Origin of the sequence: Candidatus Amarolinea dominans (assembly GCF_016704685.1) — a bacterium.
GTDB lineage: Bacteria > Chloroflexota > Anaerolineae > SSC4 > Amarolineaceae > Amarolinea > Amarolinea dominans.
The window spans coordinates 1-18,648 of record NZ_JADIZS010000005.1 but is presented as its reverse complement, the minus strand read 5'-3'; the positions used below and the strand labels follow the sequence as shown (position 1 = coordinate 18,648).

Sequence of the window (18,648 nt, the reverse complement as noted above, 5' to 3'; positions counted from 1 at the left end):
TCGGCATCCAGACAAGCTGGTCATGGCAACCACAATCACAAGTCCTGCCAGCCAGCTTCTGAGATAATTCTCGTTCATGATGACCTCCTGTGAACTTATCAGAGCAAATCAATCGCCAATTGCGGAATTCTTCTCGGTCTCACTCGGGACCAGCCCACCAACGGGTGAACCAGGGGCGATCTCCCGTGTTATCGCGGTAGGCTTCATGCCAGGCAATTTCCGTATCATCCATACTAATGCACTGCGCAGCGTCGCTGGGACCGTCCGTGAGCAGCCAGGCAATCACGTAGTCGGCCCCTGCTTCAGCCATGATAAATGCCCGCAGGGAGTTAGAGGCTGTCACCCCATCGTCATTATTGTCTTTGTTTGACATCAATGGGTTATACCATCCTTGAAACGGCGAGTAGAGATCAGCCTCAGTGATGAAGGCGGGCTTGCCGCTGCCCTGGATATTCGTGCGCATAGCCGAGGGGAAATACTGGAAGACATGATCACCCGCAGGTATAGAGGAGTTGGTTGGGCAAAAGCTGTTGTCCCAAAGTTCTTTGCCAGGGCGCCAGTAGTTGTGCCAGGCAAACCCGTCGTTATAAGTCGAATAGGTAGTGGATATTACTTCGTAACCAGACTGGTTCGTGTTTCGAAGCGCCAAAGGTGTGCATTTGGTGAACTCTCTTGGTTCTGCGTAAGCGCCTTGTGCCATTGAAGGCGTCAAGACACGAACGCCTGGAAACGTGGAGTGTACATAGTCATACAGGTGGTTGAAATAGTCCCTCATGTCCTGCCAGGCAATTGGGCTTTGCATATCTATCAATCCCGTTGCGGTACCATCCAGCAAATACCACTCGGTGTTTGGCTCATTGGCCGGCTCGAAGCCGAATTCACTCCAGCCACCCTGCTGGTTGAGATCATGGATGAAGTGCATTTCGCTGGCCAAGTCAGCGATGGGGCGATAGTCGTCAGGATGGCACAGGTCGCTGGTCCCTGGCGGGGTCGCCGTGGGGTCCACCAGCAGACGATGGGGTTGTGGTGCGATGGCGTAATCCATGAAGTTTCCCGGTGAAGGATGGATGCGAATAATCACCTTCACGCCCGTGTTGGCGGCCGCGCGCAAATAGTTGAAGAGAGTCGAGTTCCTAACCCGTGCGCCGGTGATGCTGCACCAGGCGCCGTTGCGCTCGATCTCATACAGGTTGCTGCTGATCACCAGGACTGCGGCCGGCCATTTGCCGTTGGGCGGCTGCAGCCTGCTCAGCATGGGATCGCTCCACTGTGCGCTGGGTTGTGTGCCCAGGTGCATACCGGTCTTGATCTTGCGGTCTGACGGGGGCGGGGGTGGAGTCGCCGTGGGCGTCCTGGTCGGGGTTCTAGTGGGCGTACGGGTGGGAGTAGCCGCTATCGGCGGGGTTGGGGTGCGCGTCGGCGTGCGCGTACGCGTAGGGGTGGTGGTGGGCGTACGGGTATAGGTTGCCGTCGGAGTACGGGTGCGCGTGTAGGTTGGAGTCGGCGTGCGCGTGGGGGTGCGCGTGTAGGTTGGAGTCGGCGTGCGCGTGGGGGTGCGCGTATAGGTCGGGGTCGGCGTGCGCGTGGGGGTGCGCGTGAACGTGGGCGTCCAGGTCGCGGTAGGTGGGATGGGTGTATGCGTGGGGGTGCGCGTGAACGTGGGCGTCCAAGTGGCTGTCCAGGTCGCAGTACGTGTAGGAAGCGGCGTCGGCGTCGCGGTCTGGACATCAAACGTGGAGTCGTCAATGAAAAAACTGGATATGTTCAACCAACGCCGACTGTACGATGTCGTTCACAATCCCGTGTCGCGGCGGTTGCGCCAGCAAAACTGATTGCCTGAAAAGTGCTGCATCTGACGAACCGGGGAAAGAAACGGAGGTTAACGCGGCTGACAGAGGGACGACAATGTTATTATAATTTATTTGCAGGGGGGGGGGGTAACAACAGCCATGACAGCTTGGGGCAACAAGGCGACAGCGAGCGCCAGGAATAGCATACGTCGAAAGAATGTCGAAAATGTTAGAACCATAACGAACGCCTCCTTCTTGGGGTAATCTAACGTGAATTCCGACCCAAATTTCGCGCCCTCGGCGTTCTCGAGGACAAATACCAGGCCTGGTCGGCTACAAGCGTGCGCCCCTACTCCACAACCTGAATGGCGCCGGCGCTGAGCTCGCGCAGCGCGTCGCGCCAGTCGTTGACCTGCTCGACAGGCAGGCTCACGCTCAAGGTGACCTCGGCGGCAAACTGGCTCTCGATCACTTCGGCCTCGAACGCGGGCAGCAGCCGTGCCAGGGGCTGGTACAGGCGGTAGGGCAGCGTCACGTGCAGCAGCACGCGCTCGACTTTTTCAAGCAACGGCAACTGCAGCAGGGCCGCCTTGACGCCGCCACTGTACGCGCGCACCAGGCCGCCGGTGCCGAGCTTGACGCCGCCGAAGTAGCGCGTGACCACGGCGCCGATGTCACCCACCCCGCTGCCCAGCAGCACCTGCAACATCGGTTTGCCGGCGACGCCGGCCGGTTCGCCGTCGTCGCTCATGCCAATTTGCGCGGTGGAGCCGGGGGCGCCCACCACGTAAGCCCAGCAGTTGTGGCTGGCATCGGCAAATTCAGTGCGCACGCGGGCCACGAACGCGCGCGCTTCTGCCAGCGTGCCCACAGCCGCCAGCGTGGTGATGAAGCGCGAACGCAGGATGATCTCCTCCGTGCGGGTTTCGCTGGCCGGAATTGGGTAGCGGGTCGTCATGAGCGCAGAGCTTGGGTCACAGGACGCGTCAACCTCAGGGCGCCGGCTGCAACAACAGATCGCCGCTGGCGCGGGTCTCGGCCATCCACCCCTCGCGTCCGGCTGAAACCCGCACCTGCCACCAGATGAGGTTGTCAGCCGTCTGCGGGCCGCCGATGATGTCCACGGTGGCGTCACGCGGCACGGTGCCCAGGATGTCACCGGCCGGTTTGTTGAGATAGCCCGGCGTGCGCCGCAGGTTGACGGCCGCGGCCGCGATGACCTGCGCGGAGCGGCCCACCGCCAATCCCTGCTCGGCGCCCTGAACCGCGGGCGGCGGAAGTGTCGCCGCGGCCGCTGCGACCACGGCCGGCGGCGTCCAGGCCGGGCCTGGGCGCACGTCCAACTCGGGGCGCACGAACAAAAAGGCCAGCAGGCACAAGAAGGCGCCAACCAGGGCAAAACCGGCCAGCAAGCCGGCGCCAAAGCGCTGCCAGATCGGTGTCACTGACGATGATGGCATGGTTGACCTCATGACAAACCGCGGTGAGGGGCATGGGACAGTTGCACGCGTGGGTCCTTTTCAAGGAGCTGCGCCAGCCCCTGCGGCAGAGTCACACTGGGGGCATAGCCGAGCAAATGTTGGGCCTTGTGCAGGTCCGCCACCATGTGTACGACCCCGCCGGTCTCGTGATCGTTGTAGAGCACCTCAGGCGCACGCCCAGCCGCGGCCGCAATGGCCTGAATCAGTTCGTTGATCGTGGTTTCCTGCCCAGATCCCACATTGATAATCTGACGGTTCACGTCAGGCGCCTGGCTGGCTGCCACCAGCGCGGAGACGACATCATCCACATAGACAAAATCACGCGTCTGCTGGCCGTTGCCAAAAACCACCAGGGAGCCGCCGGCGAGCGTCTGTTTGAGCAACTGCGGCACCACCGGTGCATGCACCGGTGGAATGCGCTGACCGGGGCCATAGGCGTTGAAAATACGCAGGGCTACTGTCTCGATGTGGTGCAACGCGCCCAGGGTGAACACATAGTGCTCGGCGGCCAACTTGGCGACCGCGTAGGGCACCTGCGGGTTCGGACGCATGGCTTCGTGCAGGGGCAGGCTGGCCTGCACGCCGTAAACCGTGGCCGACGAGGCCAGCACCACCCGCGCGACACCCACATCGCGCATCGCCTCCATGACCGCCACCGTGCCGCCGACGTTGACGTCGTTGTAGTCGCGGGCATAAAGTACCGATTCGGGCACAGAGACGCGGGCCGCCAGGTGAAAAACGCACTGCACGCTCTGCAGCAGCGACCACAGCTTGGGCACATCACGCACATCACCGCGTGTAAAGAGCACCCGGGGCGACAGCCGTGCCGGATCTCCGGCGCTGAGGTCATCCAACACGCGCACATGGTGCCCCAACTCGACCAATCGGTTCGCCAACGCTGTCCCCAAGAAACCGGCGCCGCCGGTAATCAACACTCGCATGAAGGCTGTTCATCTCCTCCTTCCGGGTAGGGTAACGCCTAGTATAGCACAAGTCAGCGGCTTGCCCTAAAGAAGCGGTCGAGAGTCGCCCACGCGGGCATTTGTAGGGGCGCACCCTTGCGGTCGCCCACGCGGGCAGGCGCAAGGCCATGCCCCTACCCCGGATTATTGAAAAGATAGCCGCGCCGGGTATAATGCGCGGCGTGAGAAGATACCCACTCAAGCCGCGCGCACTCCTGCGCGGCATACTCTTGTGTCTGGTCATTCTTGTCCTGGCCGCGCCGCCACAGCCGCTGGTTGTGCTTGGCCCGCCGCAGACTGTGCATACCGTCGCCCCAAAGATGGGCATGCATACCCGCCTGACGGACGAGGTGGAGCCGTGGAAGATCAAGCGCACGCTGCAGATGGTGCGCGAGATGGGCGCTCCCTGGGTGGTCGAATACTTCCCCTGGGCCTATCACGAGCCCGCGCCGGGACGCTTCGACTGGGCGCACGCGGACCTGGTGGTGGATCATGCGGTCACGCAGGGGCTGACGGTCATCGCCCGCCTGGGCTTTGTGCCCACCTGGGCGCGGCCGCTCGATACGACTTTTCTGTACCTGGATGAGGTACACTACGCTGACTTTGGGCGCTACGTCTACGAGTTCGTGCGTCATTTCAAGGGCCGCGTGCATTATCTCATCATCTGGAATGAGCCGAACCTGGCGCTGGAATGGGGCTACCGCCCGGTGGATGCGGCCGCGTACACCGAGCTGCTCAAGGTCAGCTACGCGCAGGCCAAAGCGGCCGACCCTGATGTGCAGGTGCTCGGCGGCGCGCTGGCGCCCACGCTGGCCCCCGCCGGCTCGGCCTACGGCCTGGATGACCTGGTCTACTTGCAGCAGATGTACGATGCCGGCGCGGCGCCCTTTTTCGACATCCTGGCCGCCCATGCCTACGGTTGGGTCTTCGACGCGAATGATCCGCCGGCGAGCGACGTGGTCAACTTCCGTCGTGTGGAGCTGCTGCGCGCGGTGATGGTGCGTAACGGCGACGGCGCCAAGAAGATCATCATCACCGAAGCCGGTTGGAACGATCACCCGCGGTGGACGAAGGCCGTGCGCCCGGCGCAGCGCATTCAGAACACCCTCGAGGCGTTCGATCTGGTCGGCCAGTGGGATTGGCTGCAGGCCCTGTGCCTGTGGGCGTTTCGCTACCCGGCCCCCACGCGCTCGTACCAGGACTATTTCACCTTCGTCGCGTCCGACTTTGTGCCCAAGCCGATCTACCTGGAGCTGCAGGCGTATCACGAAGGCGTGGAGCACGAAGGCGCGAAGTGACGCGAAGGCACGAAGCGCGAAGGCACGAAGCGCGAAGGCATGAAGGCATGAAGGCATGAAGGACAGAATTCCTAATTCAGCATTCATCATTCTCCTGGTGGTGGGGATTGCGGCGGTGTTGATTTTGCGGCCGGACGAGGATCGTTCTATGCAGCGCATCCGTGACCTGGGGGTGCTGCGGGTGGGGGTTGATCCGAGTTTTCCGCCGTTCGAGAGCCTGGACGCCAGCGGACAGATCGTTGGTTTCGATGCGGATCTGGCGGCCGGCCTGGCGCGACGCTGGGGGGTGCGCGTGCAGTTCGAGTCTATCGGCTTCGATGGCCTGCTGGACGCCATCTGGGCCGGGCGTGTGGACGCGATCATCTCCGCGCTGCCGCTGGAACCGCGCTACACCAAGGATATTGCCTACTCGCAGCCGTACTTCGAGGCCGGGCTGCGCCTGGTGACGATCACCGCGACGCCCATCGCCGCCACCACGGACCTGGCCGGCCGCAAACTGGCGGTGGAACTCGGTTCGGACGCTGACGCTGAGGCGCGGCGCCTGCGCCAGCGCATCCCCGGGCTGACCATCGTCACTTTTGCCACGCCCGCGGAGGCGCTGCAAGCGCTGGTGGATAGCGCCGCGGACGCGGCTGTGGTGGATGGCGTGACAGCGCGTCAATTCGTCGGTCAACAGGCCACGGCGCGCATCGTCGGCCCGGCGCTGACCAGCGCACCGTATGTCATTGCGCTGCCGGTCAAGGCGCGGCGGCTGCTGGTCGAGGTCAACCAGGCGCTGAACGACCTGCAAGCCGACGGCACCCTGGCCGGCCTGGAAGAGCAATGGTTCGCGGGTCTGCTCGGACCCTAAAGGCTCTCCGTATCTTGTCAATTTGTAGGGGCGCACCCTTGCGGTCGCCCACGCGGGCAGGCGCAAGGCGGCCCCCCCTGCCCCCAATCCTGGGGGAGCCGAATGCTTTTCCCCCCAGGATTGGGGGGCAGGGGAGCACTCCGGGCTGCCTGGCTGAGCAGTTACCCATAAGTGATAAAGGAAGGCGTCCATGCGTTTTGATATTTTTACCCTGTTTCCGGCCATGTTCGAGGGGCCGTTTAGTGACAGCATCATTGCGCGGGCGCTGAGCGCGGGCATCATCCAGGTGCAGACGCACAATGTCCGCGATTTTGCCGAGGGCAAGCACCAAGTTACCGATGATTATCCGTATGGCGGCGGCGGCGGCATGGTGATGAAGCCTGACCCGATCTTTCGCGCGGTGGAAGCGGCGCTGGAGATGTCCGCGCGGCAGGCGGGCGCGGACCAGGCAGACACGGCGCAAGCGACTGAGGAGGAGCCGCTGTTCATCAGCACGCCCGCGCCCTGCCCCATCATCCTGCTTTCGCCGCAGGGCCGGCCGTTCGATCAGCGCGTGGCGGCCGAGCTGGCGGGCCATGAGCGCCTGGCCCTGATCTGTGGTCGCTATGAGGGCGTGGATGAACGCGTGCGCCTGCACCTGGCGACAGATGAAATCTCCATTGGAGATTATGTCTTGTCGGGCGGCGAGTTGGCGGCGATGGTCATCGTGGATGCGGTCACGCGCCTACTGCCAGGCGCGCTCGGCTTCGAAGCTGCGCCGGCGCAGGATTCGCACGCCACGGGCCTGCTGGAATATCCGCACTTCACCCGGCCGCCGTCGTTTCGGGGCTACCATGTGCCGGAAATCCTGCTTTCGGGTCATCATGGCCGCGTGGCGCAGTGGCGTCGCCACGAAAGTCTGCGCCGCACGCTGGCCCGCCGCCCTGATCTGCTGGCGCGGGCGGTTCTGGGCAAGAAGGATCTGGTCTTTCTGCGCACGTTAGGTTGGGAAAAGCCGTAGCGGACGAGTCTACGAGGAACGCAGCGTGACCTCGGCGATGCGTACCTGGAGCCAACGGAACCCAGCCTCTGGCAGGTTCAGACGCAGAAGGTAGAAAGCATCTGGTTCGGGATGTTGATAGGCCCAGAAATCGTCACGTCCACGCACGGGGTGCAGCGGAAAGTCGCTGGCGGCGCCGTCGTAGGGGAGCGTGTGCAGGCGAAAGCCGCGCAGCACTGGCGCCTGCGTCTGTTGCAGCGAGCAGATGAGGTAGACCGCGTCGGGATAGGTGGCCTGGCGCGCATCGGTGGCCGACGGGTAGGCCGGCGACGACGGGTGCGAATGATAGATGGCGATCATCTCCTCGCCCGCCTCCTCGAAATCGAACTGGCGCAGGAGGATGGTTGGATCCACGGTGTAGTTGAAGCGGCGGTCCGCGGCCACGTTGGTTGCTGGCAGCAGGCCGGTGACGATCCCGTCGCGGCCGCGCAGGATGCCGCACACCTCCTCAGGCCAGCCCGCGCGCGCGTGGGCGATGATCTCCGCCTGCATCGCCGCGGGTACGATGAGTTGACCACCGTGGTTGGACATCGTCAATCGGCCCCGGAGTCATCCGCAAGGTCGGAGAAGAAGGGGTTGGTGCGCTTCTCACGGCCCACGGTGGTGGCCGGCCCGTGCCCAGGCAGAACAGCGTAATCATCCGGCAAGGTGAAGATCTGCTGGCGGATGCCGTCCAGGAGCTGGCGGTGGTTGCCGCCCGGTAAGTCGGTGCGCCCAATCGAGCCGGCGAAAAGCGCATCGCCCACGAAGGCCCGGCGCCCGGCGTGGTCCACAAAGGTGATGCTGCCCGGCGAGTGTCCGGGCGTCCAGCGCATCTCCAGGGTCTGACGTCCCCATGTCACCGTAGTGCCCGGAATCAGGAAGCCATCCACGGTGGGCGGCTCACCGGGGTCGAAGCCAAGCCAAAGCATGACCCGCTGGCGCATGTCGGCCACGTAGGGCAGATCGGCCTGATGCAGGTAGAAGGGCATGCCGGTCGCGGCCTTCAGGTCGCGTACGCCCATGATGTGGTCGAAATGGGCGTGGGTGTTGACGATCTGCGTCAGGCGCCACTGATGTTTGGTCAACACACGCAGCACATCGTTCGCCTGGTCGCCCGGATCAATCACAACAGCCTCACGCGTCTCCTCACAGCCCAGGAAATAGCAGTTGACCTGCAACGCGCCGACGACGATCGAATCCACGATCATAAATCTACTGCCTCCCCTATCATCCAAATCTCATCATCGTCAAGAACCCGCCAGGTAGCGGCGGCGACGATCAACAGTTTACCACAGGTGGTGCTTTTCCTTCAAGGCCGGCCTGCGTCACTGTGTGGGCCATCGTTTGACCATCCGGCATTACATGGTACAATGCACCGTGCTGACCCAGTGCGTCATGCGTATTCTCTGGCCCCCAGAACCCGCGCTCCCCTGCGCTGCTCACAACCGTTCGACACCAAGTGAGGATAGAATGGCACCAAAAACCACCGGCCCGACCTGGAAACCGGCCGACATGATTCGCCTGATCAACAAGACCGGCGACAACGTTCACCTTCATCTGAACACCGGCGAATTTCGCCTCGACGCCCACCGCAGCATGAAGTTCACGGCCTCGATCCTGGAAAGTGCCCAGGTCAAGGAACTGCTGAGCAGCGGCGCTGTGGCGTGGGAAAAAATAAAGTGAGCATGACCCAGCAAAAATTGCCCACGCTAGTATTGATTGACGGCTACTCGCAGGCTTTTCGCGCCTATTACGGCGTGCCGCTGCAGATTGCAACCAGCCACGGCGAGCAGACGAATGCCGTGTATGGCTTCACCTCGATGTTGCTCAACGTCATCGCGGATGAAAAGCCCGATTACATTGCGGTAGCCTTCGACGTGGGGCGCACCTTCCGCCATGAGCAGTTCGAGGGCTACAAGAGCACGCGGGCGAAGATGCCCGATGACATGGCCAGACAGGTGCCGCGCATCCGCCAGGTGGTCGAGGCGCTCAACATTCCCATCTTCGAGATCGAAGGGTACGAGGCAGACGACCTGATCGGTGCGTTGTCGCGCCAGGCCAGCGCGCAGGGCGTACACTCCATCCTGGTCAGCGGCGACCGCGACCTGTTTCAGTTGGTCAACGAGCATGTGCGCGTGCGCTACACGGCCGGCGGGCCGAAACCAAAAACCTCGATCTACGACGTGGCCGCGGTCACGGAACGCTATGGCCTGACGCCGTCGCAGGTGATTGACTACAAGGCGTTGGTCGGCGACACCTCCGACAACATTCCGGGCGTGCCAGGCATCGGCGAGAAGACGGCCACCACCCTGCTGCAAACCTTTGGCACGCTGGACAATCTGCTGGCCCGCCTGGCTGAGGCCAAGCCGCCGCGGGCGCGGGAGGCCATTGCCGGCCACCTCGAGCAGATCGCGCTGGCGCGGCAGCTTGCCACGATCATCACCGAACTGCCGGTCACACTGGACCTGAACGCGTGCCGCACGCGTGATTTCGATCACAGCCGCGTGGTGGCCCTGTTCCGCGAGTTGGAATTCAAGAGCCTGATCGAGCGCCTGCCGCAGAGCGAGGCCGCGCCCGCGGAGGCGGAGCCGGCCGCAGTCACTGACGACCAAGCGCAGGCCGGCGTGGCGTATCGGCTGCTCACGACGGAGAGCGAACTGGCGGAGATCGTGGCCCTGTGCCGGGCCGCGCCGCTGGTGGCCTTCGATGTGGAAAGCACCAGCACCGATCCGATGCAGGCGCAGTTGGTGGGCGTGGCGCTCTCCTGGGCCGAAGGGCACGGCGCCTATGCCGCGGTCGCGCTCGACAATCCGCCGCCCAGCACCGTCCTGCGCGAAACGTCTGACTTGCCGCTGTTTGCCGTGATGCCAGACGCGGAGATGACGCGGTCAGGCGCCAGCGTGGCCGAAACCCAAGCCGTGGGCCTGCCGATCGGGACCTTGCGCCGGGTGCTGGGGCCGCTGCTGGCTGATCCCAGCGTCGCCAAAGCCGCGCACAACGCGTCCTATGACATGACCGTGCTGAACGAAGCGGGGATGCCGGTCAACGGGCTGGCCTGGGACACCATGCTGGCCGCCTGGCTATGCGAACCCAGCTCGCACAACCTGGGCCTGAAAGATCAGGCGCTGGCGCGCTTGGGCATCGCGATGACAGAGATCCAAGCCTTGATCGGCAAGGGCAAGGCGCAGATCACCATGGACCAGGTAGAGCCGGCCAGGGTGGCGCGCTACGCCAGCGCCGATGTGGACATGACGCTGCGCCTGGTGCCTTTGCTGCAGACCGAGATGGCGCAGAAACGCCAGACCGAACTGTTCGACACGGTGGAGATGCCGCTGGTGCCGGTCATCTGCGCCATCGAACGGGCCGGTGTGCTGCTGGATGTTCCCTTCCTCAAGCGGATGGAGCTCGATCTGGCGCAGCGGCTGACATTGCTGATCCAGGAAATTCACGCGCTGGCCGGCCTGGCGTTCAACATCAACTCGACGCAGCAGTTGGCCGACGTGCTGTTTGGCAAGCTGGCGATTCCCGCCACCAGCCTGGCGCGCACCCCCACCGGCAAGATCAGCCTGACGGCCGGGGTGTTGGAGGGGATGGCGGGCAAGCATCCGATCATTGACAAGATCCTGGAATATCGGCAGTTGGGCAAGCTGCAGTCCACCTACGTGCTGGCGCTGCCCAACCTGATCAACCCGCGCACGGGCCGCGTGCATACCAGCTTCAACCAGGCCGGCGCGGAGACCGGGCGCCTCTCCAGCTCCAACCCAAATCTGCAGAATATCCCCATTCGCACCGAGATCGGGCGCCAGGTGCGCCGCGCGTTCATTGCGCCAACGGGCTGGCAGCTCATCGCGGCCGACTATTCGCAGGTAGAGCTGCGCATCGTGGCCCACGCCAGCCGCGACCCCAACCTGCTCGGCGCGTTCGAGCGCGGCGAAGACGTTCATGCCAGCACGGCCGCCGCGGTCTACGGCGTGCCGTTGGCTGAGGTGACCAAAGCGATGCGCGCGCGGGCCAAGACGGTCAACTTTGGGCTGGTGTACGGGCAGGGCGCCTATGGCCTGGCGCAGCAGACCGGCATGACGACCAGTGAGGCGACGGAGTTCATCAGCCGCTACTTCACGATCTATGCCCAGGTGAAGACCTATCTGGACAGCCTGCGCGTGCAGGCCAGCCAGGTTGGCTATGTGGAGACGCTGCTGGGGCGGCGGCGCTACTTTCCCGAACTGGCGCCCAGCGCCAAGACGCCGTTCAACGTGCGCCAGGGGCTGGAACGCGCCGCGATCAACGCGCCCATCCAGGGCACCTCGGCCGACATCATCAAACTGGCGATGATTCGCCTGGCGCAGCGCCTGCAGGAGGCCGGGCTGCGCGCGCGCATGATCTTGCAGGTGCATGATGAGTTGGTGCTGGAAGCGCCCGAGGCTGAGATTGACCGCGCCGTCGCCCTCGTGCGCGAGGTGATGAGCAATGCCTTTACCCTCTGCATCCCGCTCAAGGTGGATGTCGAAGTGGGGCCAAATTGGCTGGAGACTGAAGCGTACTGAAGGATACTGAAGGATGAAGGATACTGAAGGATACTACATGAAACTAATCGCTGAACAACTCGCCGATGTCGTGGCCGCGGCGGTGCAGGCGGCGCAGGCGGCGGGTCAACTGCCCACGCTGGCCCTGCCTGACATTCCGATCGAGCGGCCCAAGCGCAAGGACCAGGGGGATTGGGCCACGGCGCTGCCGCTGCAGATCGTGCGGCCGGTCAATGAGGCGCGCCTGGCGCAGGACGCAGGCAAACTGACGCCCTTGCAGATTGCGCAGGTCATCGCGCAGCAGGTGCAGCAGATGGCGCATCCGGCCCTGTCCAGCGTTAGTGCGCTGCCGCCCGGCTTCGTCAACTTTCACCTGGCGCACGACTGGCTGACCGGCCAGGTGGATGACATCCGCGGCCAGGGCGAGGCCTGGGCCACGCTGACGGAGGGCCAGAATCGCCGCATCCAGGTGGAATTTGTCAGCGCCAACCCCACCGGCCCGCTCCACTTTGGCGGCGCGCGCAATGCCGTTTTTGGCGACACCCTGGCGCGGGTGATGACCGGCGCGGGCTATGACGTGCAGCGCGAGTTCTACATCAACGACGCCGGCAATCAGATTCGCAAGTTCGGCGCCTCCCTGCTGGCGCGCTACGCGCAGGCGTTGGGCATTGCCCGGCCGCTGCCAGAGGACGGCTACCAGGGCGCCTACCTGGCGGAATGGGGCGCCCAATTGGCCGCGGCGCACGGTCGCCAGTTCCTGGACATGCCCGAAGAGCGGGCCATCACTGAGTTGACCGACCTGGCGCTGCAGATGGCCCTGGACGGTCTGCGCACGGACATGGCGCGCCTCGATGTCCACTTCGACCGCTGGTTCTCCGAGCGCTCCCTCTTCCGTGACGGCGCCTACCAGACCGTCCTGGCGCTGCTCGAGGCCAAAGGCCTGCTCTATCACAAGGATGACGCGCTCTGGTTTGCTGCCAGCCAATTTCCCGGCAACGAAAAGGACGAGGTGATCATCCGTCGCAACGGTGAGCCGACCTATCTCGCTTCGGACATTGCCTATCATTATGACAAGTTCGTGCGCCGTGGCTTCGAGCGTGTGATTGATGTCTGGGCCATTGACCACCAGGGACACGTGCCGCGCATGGCAGCGGTGATGGCGGCGCTGGGCCTGGACCCGGCGCGCTTGACGATTCCGCTCTATGCCCTGGTCAAGCTGAAGCGCGGCGGCGAAGAGGTCAAGCTCTCCAAGCGTGCAGGCGACATCGTGACCCTGACCGAGGTGGTGGATGAGGTGGGCGCGGATGCGGTCCGTTTCTTGCTGCTGACGCGCGCGGCCGAGAGCGAGATGGAGTTCGATCTCAAGCTGGCCGCGGAGCAGAGCAGCGAGAATCCGGTGTATTATGTGCAGTACGCCCATGCCCGTATTTGCAGCATCCTGCGCCGCGCGCACGAGGCGCAGGTGGTCCTTGACGAGACCGCGGACGTGACCCTGCTGCACCATGCCTCCGAAATGGCGCTGCTGCGCAAGATGCTGGAGTTGCCGGAGATCATCGCGCTGGCGGCCAAGCACCTGGCGCCCCATCACCTGACTTACTATGCGCAAGACCTGGCCAACGCCTTTCACATCTTCTACCGCGATTGTCGGGTCATGTCCAGCGATCCGGCCGATGCGGAGATCGGTCAGGCACGCCTCAAGTTGGTGGACGCCTGCCGCTTGATGCTGGCGCGCACGCTGCACCTGATGGGCATGAGCGCGCCAGAGCAGATGTAAAACGATGTAAAACATTGCAACGAGGTTGTTGAACGCACATGCAAACGCTGAAAACGAATGGCCCTGGTCGGGTCCTGGTCTCGGATCCGCTGGCGGCGGTCGGGCTTGAGTTGCTGTTGAAACACGGGTTGACGGTTGACGTACGCACCGGTCTCAAGCCGGCCGAGTTGATCGAAATCATCCCCGCGTACGATGCCCTGTTGGTGCGCAGCGAGACCAAAGTCAGCGCGGCCGTGCTTGGCGCGGGCAAGCAGCTCAAAGTGGTGGCGCGCGCGGGCGTGGGCGTGGATAACATTGACCTGGACGCGGCCACCAACCTGGGTGTGCTGGTGGCGAACGCGCCCGGCGGCAACACCATCTCTGTGGCCGAACACACCGTGGGGCTGCTGCTGGCGTTGGCGCGCAACATTGCGCAGGCCGATGCCTCGCTGCGCGCCGGCGAGTGGAAACGCAGCCGCTTCATGGGCACCGAGGTGCGCGGCAAAACCCTGGGCTGCCTGGGTCTGGGCCGCATCGGCGCGGAGGTGGCGCGGCGGGCGCAGGGCCTGGCCATGGACGTGATCGCGTACGACCCGTACATTTCGGCCGAAATGGCGGCCCATCTCAACGTCACATTGGTGTCGCTGGAGACCCTGGTCGCCAGCGCCGACTTCATCACCGTACACTTACCGTTGACCGAGGAAACCAGCAGGATGATCAACGCGGACGCGCTGGCGCGCATGAAGCCGGGCGTGCGCCTGATCAACTGTGCGCGCGGCGGCATCATTGACCAGGCCGCGCTGCTGGCCGCGCTGGACAGCGGTCACGTGGCCGGCGCGGCGCTCGACGTGTTCGAAAAGGAGCCGCTGCCGCCAGACAGTCCGCTGCTGCGCCATCCGAAAGTCGTCATCACGCCACACATCGCCGGTTCCACGGTCGAGGCGCAGGATCAGGTGGCGGTGGATGTGGCCGAGCAGGTGATTGATGTGCTCTCCGGCCGCGCGGCGCGCTACGCGGTCAACGCGCCGTTGATGGCCCCGCGCGATCTGCCCTTCCTGGCGCCCTATCTGAACCTGGCCGAACGCCTGGGACGGGTGGCGGTGCAGTTGGGCGGCAAGAACCTGAAATCGTGCGCGATCACCTACAGCGGCGCCCTGGCCGAATATGATCTCTCTTCGGTGACGGCCGCGGTCATCAAGGGCATGCTGCAATCAGTGGTGGACGTGCGCGTGAACATCATCAACGCGATGCGGCTGGCCGGCCAGCGCGGGCTGGCCGTCAGCGAGCAGAAGACGCTGCGCACGTCACAGTACGACAACCTGATTAGCGTGCAGGTGATGAACGGCGGCGGCGCGCGCAAGGTCAGCGGCGCGCTGGTGCAGGACGAGCCGCATATTGTGGGCCTGGATGACATTTGGGTAGATTTTCCCGCGCAGGGGCACCTGCTGCTGACGCGTCACCATGACCGGCCCGGCATCATCGGCCGCATCGGCACCATGCTGGGCGACGCCGATGTCAACATCTCGTTCATGCACGTCGGCCGCCAGACCCCCCGCGGCGAAGCGATCATGGTGCTGGGCACCGACGAGCCGATCCCCGAGGCGCTGTACGACCTGGTCAAGGACGTCAGCCATACGTATTGGGTCCAGGCCATTGCACTCTGATGGGTAAACTCGTCTATTCGACAGATCCCGAGCCAGCGCCGCTGCCGCCCGCGCCGCAGGCGGCGGAAAAGCCGCTCAAGCAGCAGACGGCCACGGTGGCGCGTGACCGCAAACGGCGCAAGGGCAAGACTGTGACCGTCATCAGCGGCTTGCAGCACAACCCGGACGCCTTGCGCGAGCTGCTCAAGAACCTGCAGAAGCACCTGGGCACTGGCGGCACGATCAAGGATGGCGAGAAAGGCCCGGAGATCGAGGTTCAGGGCGATCACCGCGAGCGCGCGGGCGCGCTGTTGATCGAGCTGGGGTACAAGGTGAAGGTCAGTGGTGGATAATGCCAGGCTCCAGGAGACCGGGTTGCGCGCAGGGACCCGGTCTCTATACTGCAAGCGGGCACGAATTGCGCCTGTTGCCGTAGGCGGAAGGGTGAAGTCTACCCCCGCTGGCAGCATATCTTGCTTTCGCCATGCCGCCGAACCTGTTAGCCGGCGTTGGCGGCTGCTCGCCTGGTTTCTTTTTTTGCTCTGGCCGCTGTTAGCCTGCGGCCGCTTCGAGCCGCGGCCGACGCCCACCCCCGCCCCGCCCACCGCCACCGCGACCCCCCAACCGACGCGGGCGCCAACCGCCACAGCCACGCCGGCCGCCACCCCCACCCAGGAGGCGACCGCCACCTTCACGCCAACGCCGCTGCCGGGCAGCGCGCTGCGCGTGGGACAGCCGGCGCGGGTCGTGGCGCCGCAGGGAGTCAATATCCGCAATGCCGCGACAACACGCGGCCAGCGCATTGGCCGCTTTGGCGCCGGCGTCAAGGTGACGGTGCAAGAAGGGCCGGTGGACACGGATGGCTACCGTTGGTGGCGCGTGTCGGACAGCGGCGGCAAGGCCGGCTGGGTCGCGGAGCGGGACAGCACGACCGTCTGGCTAACCGCGCAGATCGGCGATCCGCGCCCCGTAGACCGGCCGGTGCAGGCCAGCGACACAGTGGTGATCACGGCCGATGGGGTGGCCTTGCGATCCTTTCCCGGCAAGAATACGACGTTGCTACGCGAAATGCCGCGCGGCGCCAAGCTCGCCCTGCTCGAGGCGCCGGTGGATGTGGACGGACTGCGCTGGTGGCACGTGAAGAACGAGAAGTACGACGGCTGGGCCGCGGAGAGCAGCGGCAGTCAGCGGCTGTTGTCGCCGGTGGAGTGAAGCAGCAGAGGCGGACCCTGGAAATAAAAAAACCAGGGCAGAAGTCCCCCGCTCCTCTGCCCTGATCTCGTAAAGTACCGAAGCACCTTACGAGCGAGAGTATACAGGAAGGCAGCGACCTCGTCAAGCAGTTTGTCATGACGAACGTATAACAATGCAAGACACAACAACTTTGAATGAGGTGTTCGACCTGGCGAGAAGGCTGTCGCCACGCGACAAGATTCGCCTGATCGGGTATATGGCATCGGAGATCGAGCGCGATCTCCTTTCAGGGCATCCCAAACCGCGCAAGTCCCTATGGGGTCTCTGGGCCAATTTAGGCCCGGCGCCATCTGCTGAGGAAATTGACGAGGCACGCCCTTTGTCTTGGAGATGATGGGGGCCTGGAACATTCAGGACCAGGCGTTTCGTCACTGGTTGGCAGAAGAAGCCAGCCTGTATGACGGGAGAACGTCAGCCGCGTAGGCCAGCGAAGCCAAAATATCTTCGTCGCTGAGTTGGGGGTATGCTTGCCGAATCTGGCCGTAGCTCATGCCGTCGGCCAGGCTGCCGATGATCATCGCAACGGGAATGCGAGTACCCTTGATGCATGGGTCTCCATGGTGGAGGTCAGCATCTACGATCACTCGATCTTGCCAGTGAATGCGTCTCATGGATGCCTCCAAAACGTGACATAGACAACCGAGCTATCGCGGACGCACACCGAACGAACCGACACCAGATCTGGGTATTCCTCGTTCGCAACGATCTCCTCACGCATGATAGGCTCTCGACTGCATTTCATTCAGCGCCTGGTGCACTGCTGCAACCATCTTACTTGTGGAGCGCGCTATTGGCGTCTTGCGCGCCGGTAGTTCGAGGTTGTCTTGTTCCGTAGGGTAAGATCGGATCAGAACCGAGCCAGGAATTCCCGTGACCTGTTCAAGACGGCGAATCATTGGCAACGTCAGGGGCCGTTTGCGGCCCAGAATTTCTGAAACACGTCCTCGGCTGCGAGGTACGGTTCCAACTGCTTGCGTGTCCAGCCGCGGCTCTCCATGAAATACTCCAGCGCGGCGATAGGATCGGGCGACGGCAAGTCGTAACGATCCCTTTTCGTAGGCTTCGACCAGCGTTACCAAAATATCGAGCGTGTCGCTTTCCGGCGTGCCCGGCTCAGCATCCCAAAGCTGCTCGATCTCCTGCAGCGCGGCATGGTAGTCTTCGTCATTCCGAATGGGTTTTAGCGCCATAGTTCATCTTATACTTCATGAGTGAGAATTCGACAAATCGCCGATCTTGCGGTCGTCGAGGCCCGCCGGCCAACCGTAGGCCGCCAGCACGGCCGCATCCAACCGCTTGTGCGCCTGATCCAGCCAGGTAGGCCGCTGATTTCCTCCGGTACATGGCCGGTATGACCGGTTGCCACAACAAGCGTAAAGTGATAGAATGGCAGCAACCGACCGTTTGATGCCCTGGATGAGGTCAAGGTGAAGCAGGAATGACACACAAGCTCGGCAACCCATCTGATCTGCCTGTGTCCACAGCCTGGTTGTTCCCGGAGTATAACTTCGCCACCATGGATGTGCGCAGGCATCGCTATGTGATCATGGAGCGTATCCTCGAACGCGGCGACTGGAGCGAGATCAACTGGCTCTTCGATCAGTACAGCACGCGTGGCGTGCGCGCCTGGATGCGCCGCTGGGGATTTCGTGCGCTCTCACGGCGATCCTTTGCCCTTTGGAAGCTCGTACTCAACATCCGGCGCTTCGATGCCCCAACCTGGGCGCTCGAGACGCAAGGGGAAAAGTGGTGATCGCATGTCCATCCAGGGCGACGTATCACGGCCAACCCATCCCCGGCGCCTGGTGAGGCACAGGCAAAGAAACGAGATCATATTCCAACCCTAACTGCCTGCCTCCCCGTGTTGGTCAGCAGATGCCCGGGCGCTGATGCGCGCCCCGGCCATTTTCATCTACCAACTCTCGATCGCCGAAAAACCCAAATGCGCGCGCTCTGACCGTCACCGGCCGAAACGATGCGTTTGCTGTCCGGGCTATATGCCGCGGACCTGACCCAATCCGTGTAGCCCTCCAGCGTGCGCAGCAGGTCTCCCGTCTCGCCATCCCAAATGCG

General features: G+C 63.6%; 18 protein-coding genes. 10 read left to right on the top strand and 8 right to left on the bottom strand.

Annotated features, from left to right (window positions below; genetic code table 11):
- Positions 1-139: 139 nt before the first annotated feature.
- From IPF85_RS04390 to IPF85_RS04375, 4 genes are all read right to left on the bottom strand, one after another.
- Positions 140-1,768, bottom strand: a complete 1,629-nt coding sequence (locus IPF85_RS04390; protein WP_343406847.1) for a hypothetical protein — start codon at positions 1,766-1,768, stop codon at positions 140-142.
- 371 nt (positions 1,769-2,139) lie between these two features.
- Complete coding sequence (locus IPF85_RS04385; RefSeq protein WP_343406846.1) at positions 2,140-2,748, bottom strand: YigZ family protein; 609 nt, start codon at positions 2,746-2,748, stop codon at positions 2,140-2,142.
- Between the two features lie 34 nt (positions 2,749-2,782).
- Complete coding sequence (locus IPF85_RS04380; protein ID WP_343406845.1) at positions 2,783-3,250, bottom strand: SH3 domain-containing protein; 468 nt, start codon at positions 3,248-3,250, stop codon at positions 2,783-2,785.
- 8 nt (positions 3,251-3,258) lie between these two features.
- Complete coding sequence (locus IPF85_RS04375) at positions 3,259-4,212, bottom strand: NAD-dependent epimerase/dehydratase family protein (protein WP_343406844.1); 954 nt, start codon at positions 4,210-4,212, stop codon at positions 3,259-3,261.
- Positions 4,213-4,415: 203 nt separating this feature from the next.
- Between IPF85_RS04375 and IPF85_RS04370 the strand changes: the two genes are divergently transcribed.
- The 3 genes from IPF85_RS04370 to trmD all read left to right on the top strand — a co-directional run bounded on the left by IPF85_RS04370 (position 4,416) and on the right by trmD (position 7,381).
- Complete coding sequence (locus IPF85_RS04370) at positions 4,416-5,531, top strand: beta-galactosidase (RefSeq protein WP_343406843.1); 1,116 nt, start codon at positions 4,416-4,418, stop codon at positions 5,529-5,531.
- Between the two features lie 55 nt (positions 5,532-5,586).
- On the top strand, positions 5,587-6,381 hold the full coding sequence (locus IPF85_RS04365; RefSeq protein ID WP_343406842.1) for an ABC transporter substrate-binding protein: 795 nt from the start codon (positions 5,587-5,589) through the stop codon (positions 6,379-6,381).
- A 190-nt stretch (positions 6,382-6,571) separates the two neighbouring features.
- Entirely contained in the window at positions 6,572-7,381 is an 810-nt protein-coding gene (gene trmD / locus IPF85_RS04360; protein ID WP_343406841.1) for a tRNA (guanosine(37)-N1)-methyltransferase TrmD, read from the top strand.
- Positions 7,382-7,390: 9 nt separating this feature from the next.
- Here the strand turns inward: trmD and IPF85_RS04355 are convergent, their stop codons facing one another.
- Both IPF85_RS04355 and IPF85_RS04350 read right to left on the bottom strand, forming a co-directional pair.
- Positions 7,391-7,951 (bottom strand): M67 family metallopeptidase, encoded by a 561-nt coding sequence (locus tag IPF85_RS04355; RefSeq protein ID WP_343406840.1) that lies wholly within the window; start codon positions 7,949-7,951, stop codon positions 7,391-7,393.
- Positions 7,952-7,953: 2 nt separating this feature from the next.
- On the bottom strand, positions 7,954-8,610 hold the full coding sequence (locus IPF85_RS04350) for an MBL fold metallo-hydrolase (protein ID WP_343406839.1): 657 nt from the start codon (positions 8,608-8,610) through the stop codon (positions 7,954-7,956).
- A gap of 262 nt (positions 8,611-8,872) precedes the next feature.
- Between IPF85_RS04350 and IPF85_RS04345 the strand changes: the two genes are divergently transcribed.
- The 6 genes from IPF85_RS04345 to IPF85_RS04320 all read left to right on the top strand — a co-directional run bounded on the left by IPF85_RS04345 (position 8,873) and on the right by IPF85_RS04320 (position 16,533).
- Complete coding sequence (locus tag IPF85_RS04345) at positions 8,873-9,085, top strand: hypothetical protein (protein WP_343406838.1); 213 nt, start codon at positions 8,873-8,875, stop codon at positions 9,083-9,085.
- A 2-nt stretch (positions 9,086-9,087) separates the two neighbouring features.
- Entirely contained in the window at positions 9,088-11,946 is a 2,859-nt protein-coding gene (gene polA, locus IPF85_RS04340; RefSeq protein WP_343406837.1) for a DNA polymerase I, read from the top strand.
- A 37-nt stretch (positions 11,947-11,983) separates the two neighbouring features.
- Positions 11,984-13,699 (top strand): arginine--tRNA ligase, encoded by a 1,716-nt coding sequence (gene argS / locus IPF85_RS04335; protein ID WP_343406836.1) that lies wholly within the window; start codon positions 11,984-11,986, stop codon positions 13,697-13,699.
- A 38-nt stretch (positions 13,700-13,737) separates the two neighbouring features.
- Positions 13,738-15,342, top strand: coding sequence for a phosphoglycerate dehydrogenase (gene serA / locus IPF85_RS04330; RefSeq protein WP_343406835.1), 1,605 nt, complete (start codon positions 13,738-13,740; stop codon positions 15,340-15,342).
- A complete protein-coding gene (locus IPF85_RS04325) occupies positions 15,342-15,674 on the top strand; it encodes a stress response translation initiation inhibitor YciH (RefSeq protein WP_343406834.1) in 333 nt (110 codons plus the stop codon). Before serA ends, IPF85_RS04325 begins: the two co-directional genes overlap by 1 nt.
- Before the next feature lie 91 nt (positions 15,675-15,765).
- Positions 15,766-16,533 carry an SH3 domain-containing protein gene (locus tag IPF85_RS04320; protein WP_343406833.1) on the top strand — a complete coding sequence of 256 codons (768 nt, stop codon included), beginning with the start codon at positions 15,766-15,768 and terminating at the stop codon, positions 16,531-16,533.
- Between the two features lie 410 nt (positions 16,534-16,943).
- On the opposite strand, the gene IPF85_RS04315 is transcribed toward IPF85_RS04320, so the two are convergent.
- Both IPF85_RS04315 and IPF85_RS04310 read right to left on the bottom strand, forming a co-directional pair.
- Complete coding sequence (locus IPF85_RS04315) at positions 16,944-17,186, bottom strand: DUF433 domain-containing protein (RefSeq protein WP_343406832.1); 243 nt, start codon at positions 17,184-17,186, stop codon at positions 16,944-16,946.
- Between the two features lie 99 nt (positions 17,187-17,285).
- Entirely contained in the window at positions 17,286-17,765 is a 480-nt protein-coding gene (locus IPF85_RS04310; protein WP_343406831.1) for a transcriptional regulator, read from the bottom strand.
- A 248-nt stretch (positions 17,766-18,013) separates the two neighbouring features.
- Between IPF85_RS04310 and IPF85_RS04305 the strand changes: the two genes are divergently transcribed.
- Positions 18,014-18,328, top strand: a complete 315-nt coding sequence (locus tag IPF85_RS04305) for a hypothetical protein (protein WP_343406830.1) — start codon at positions 18,014-18,016, stop codon at positions 18,326-18,328.
- Positions 18,329-18,648: the final 320 nt, after the last annotated feature.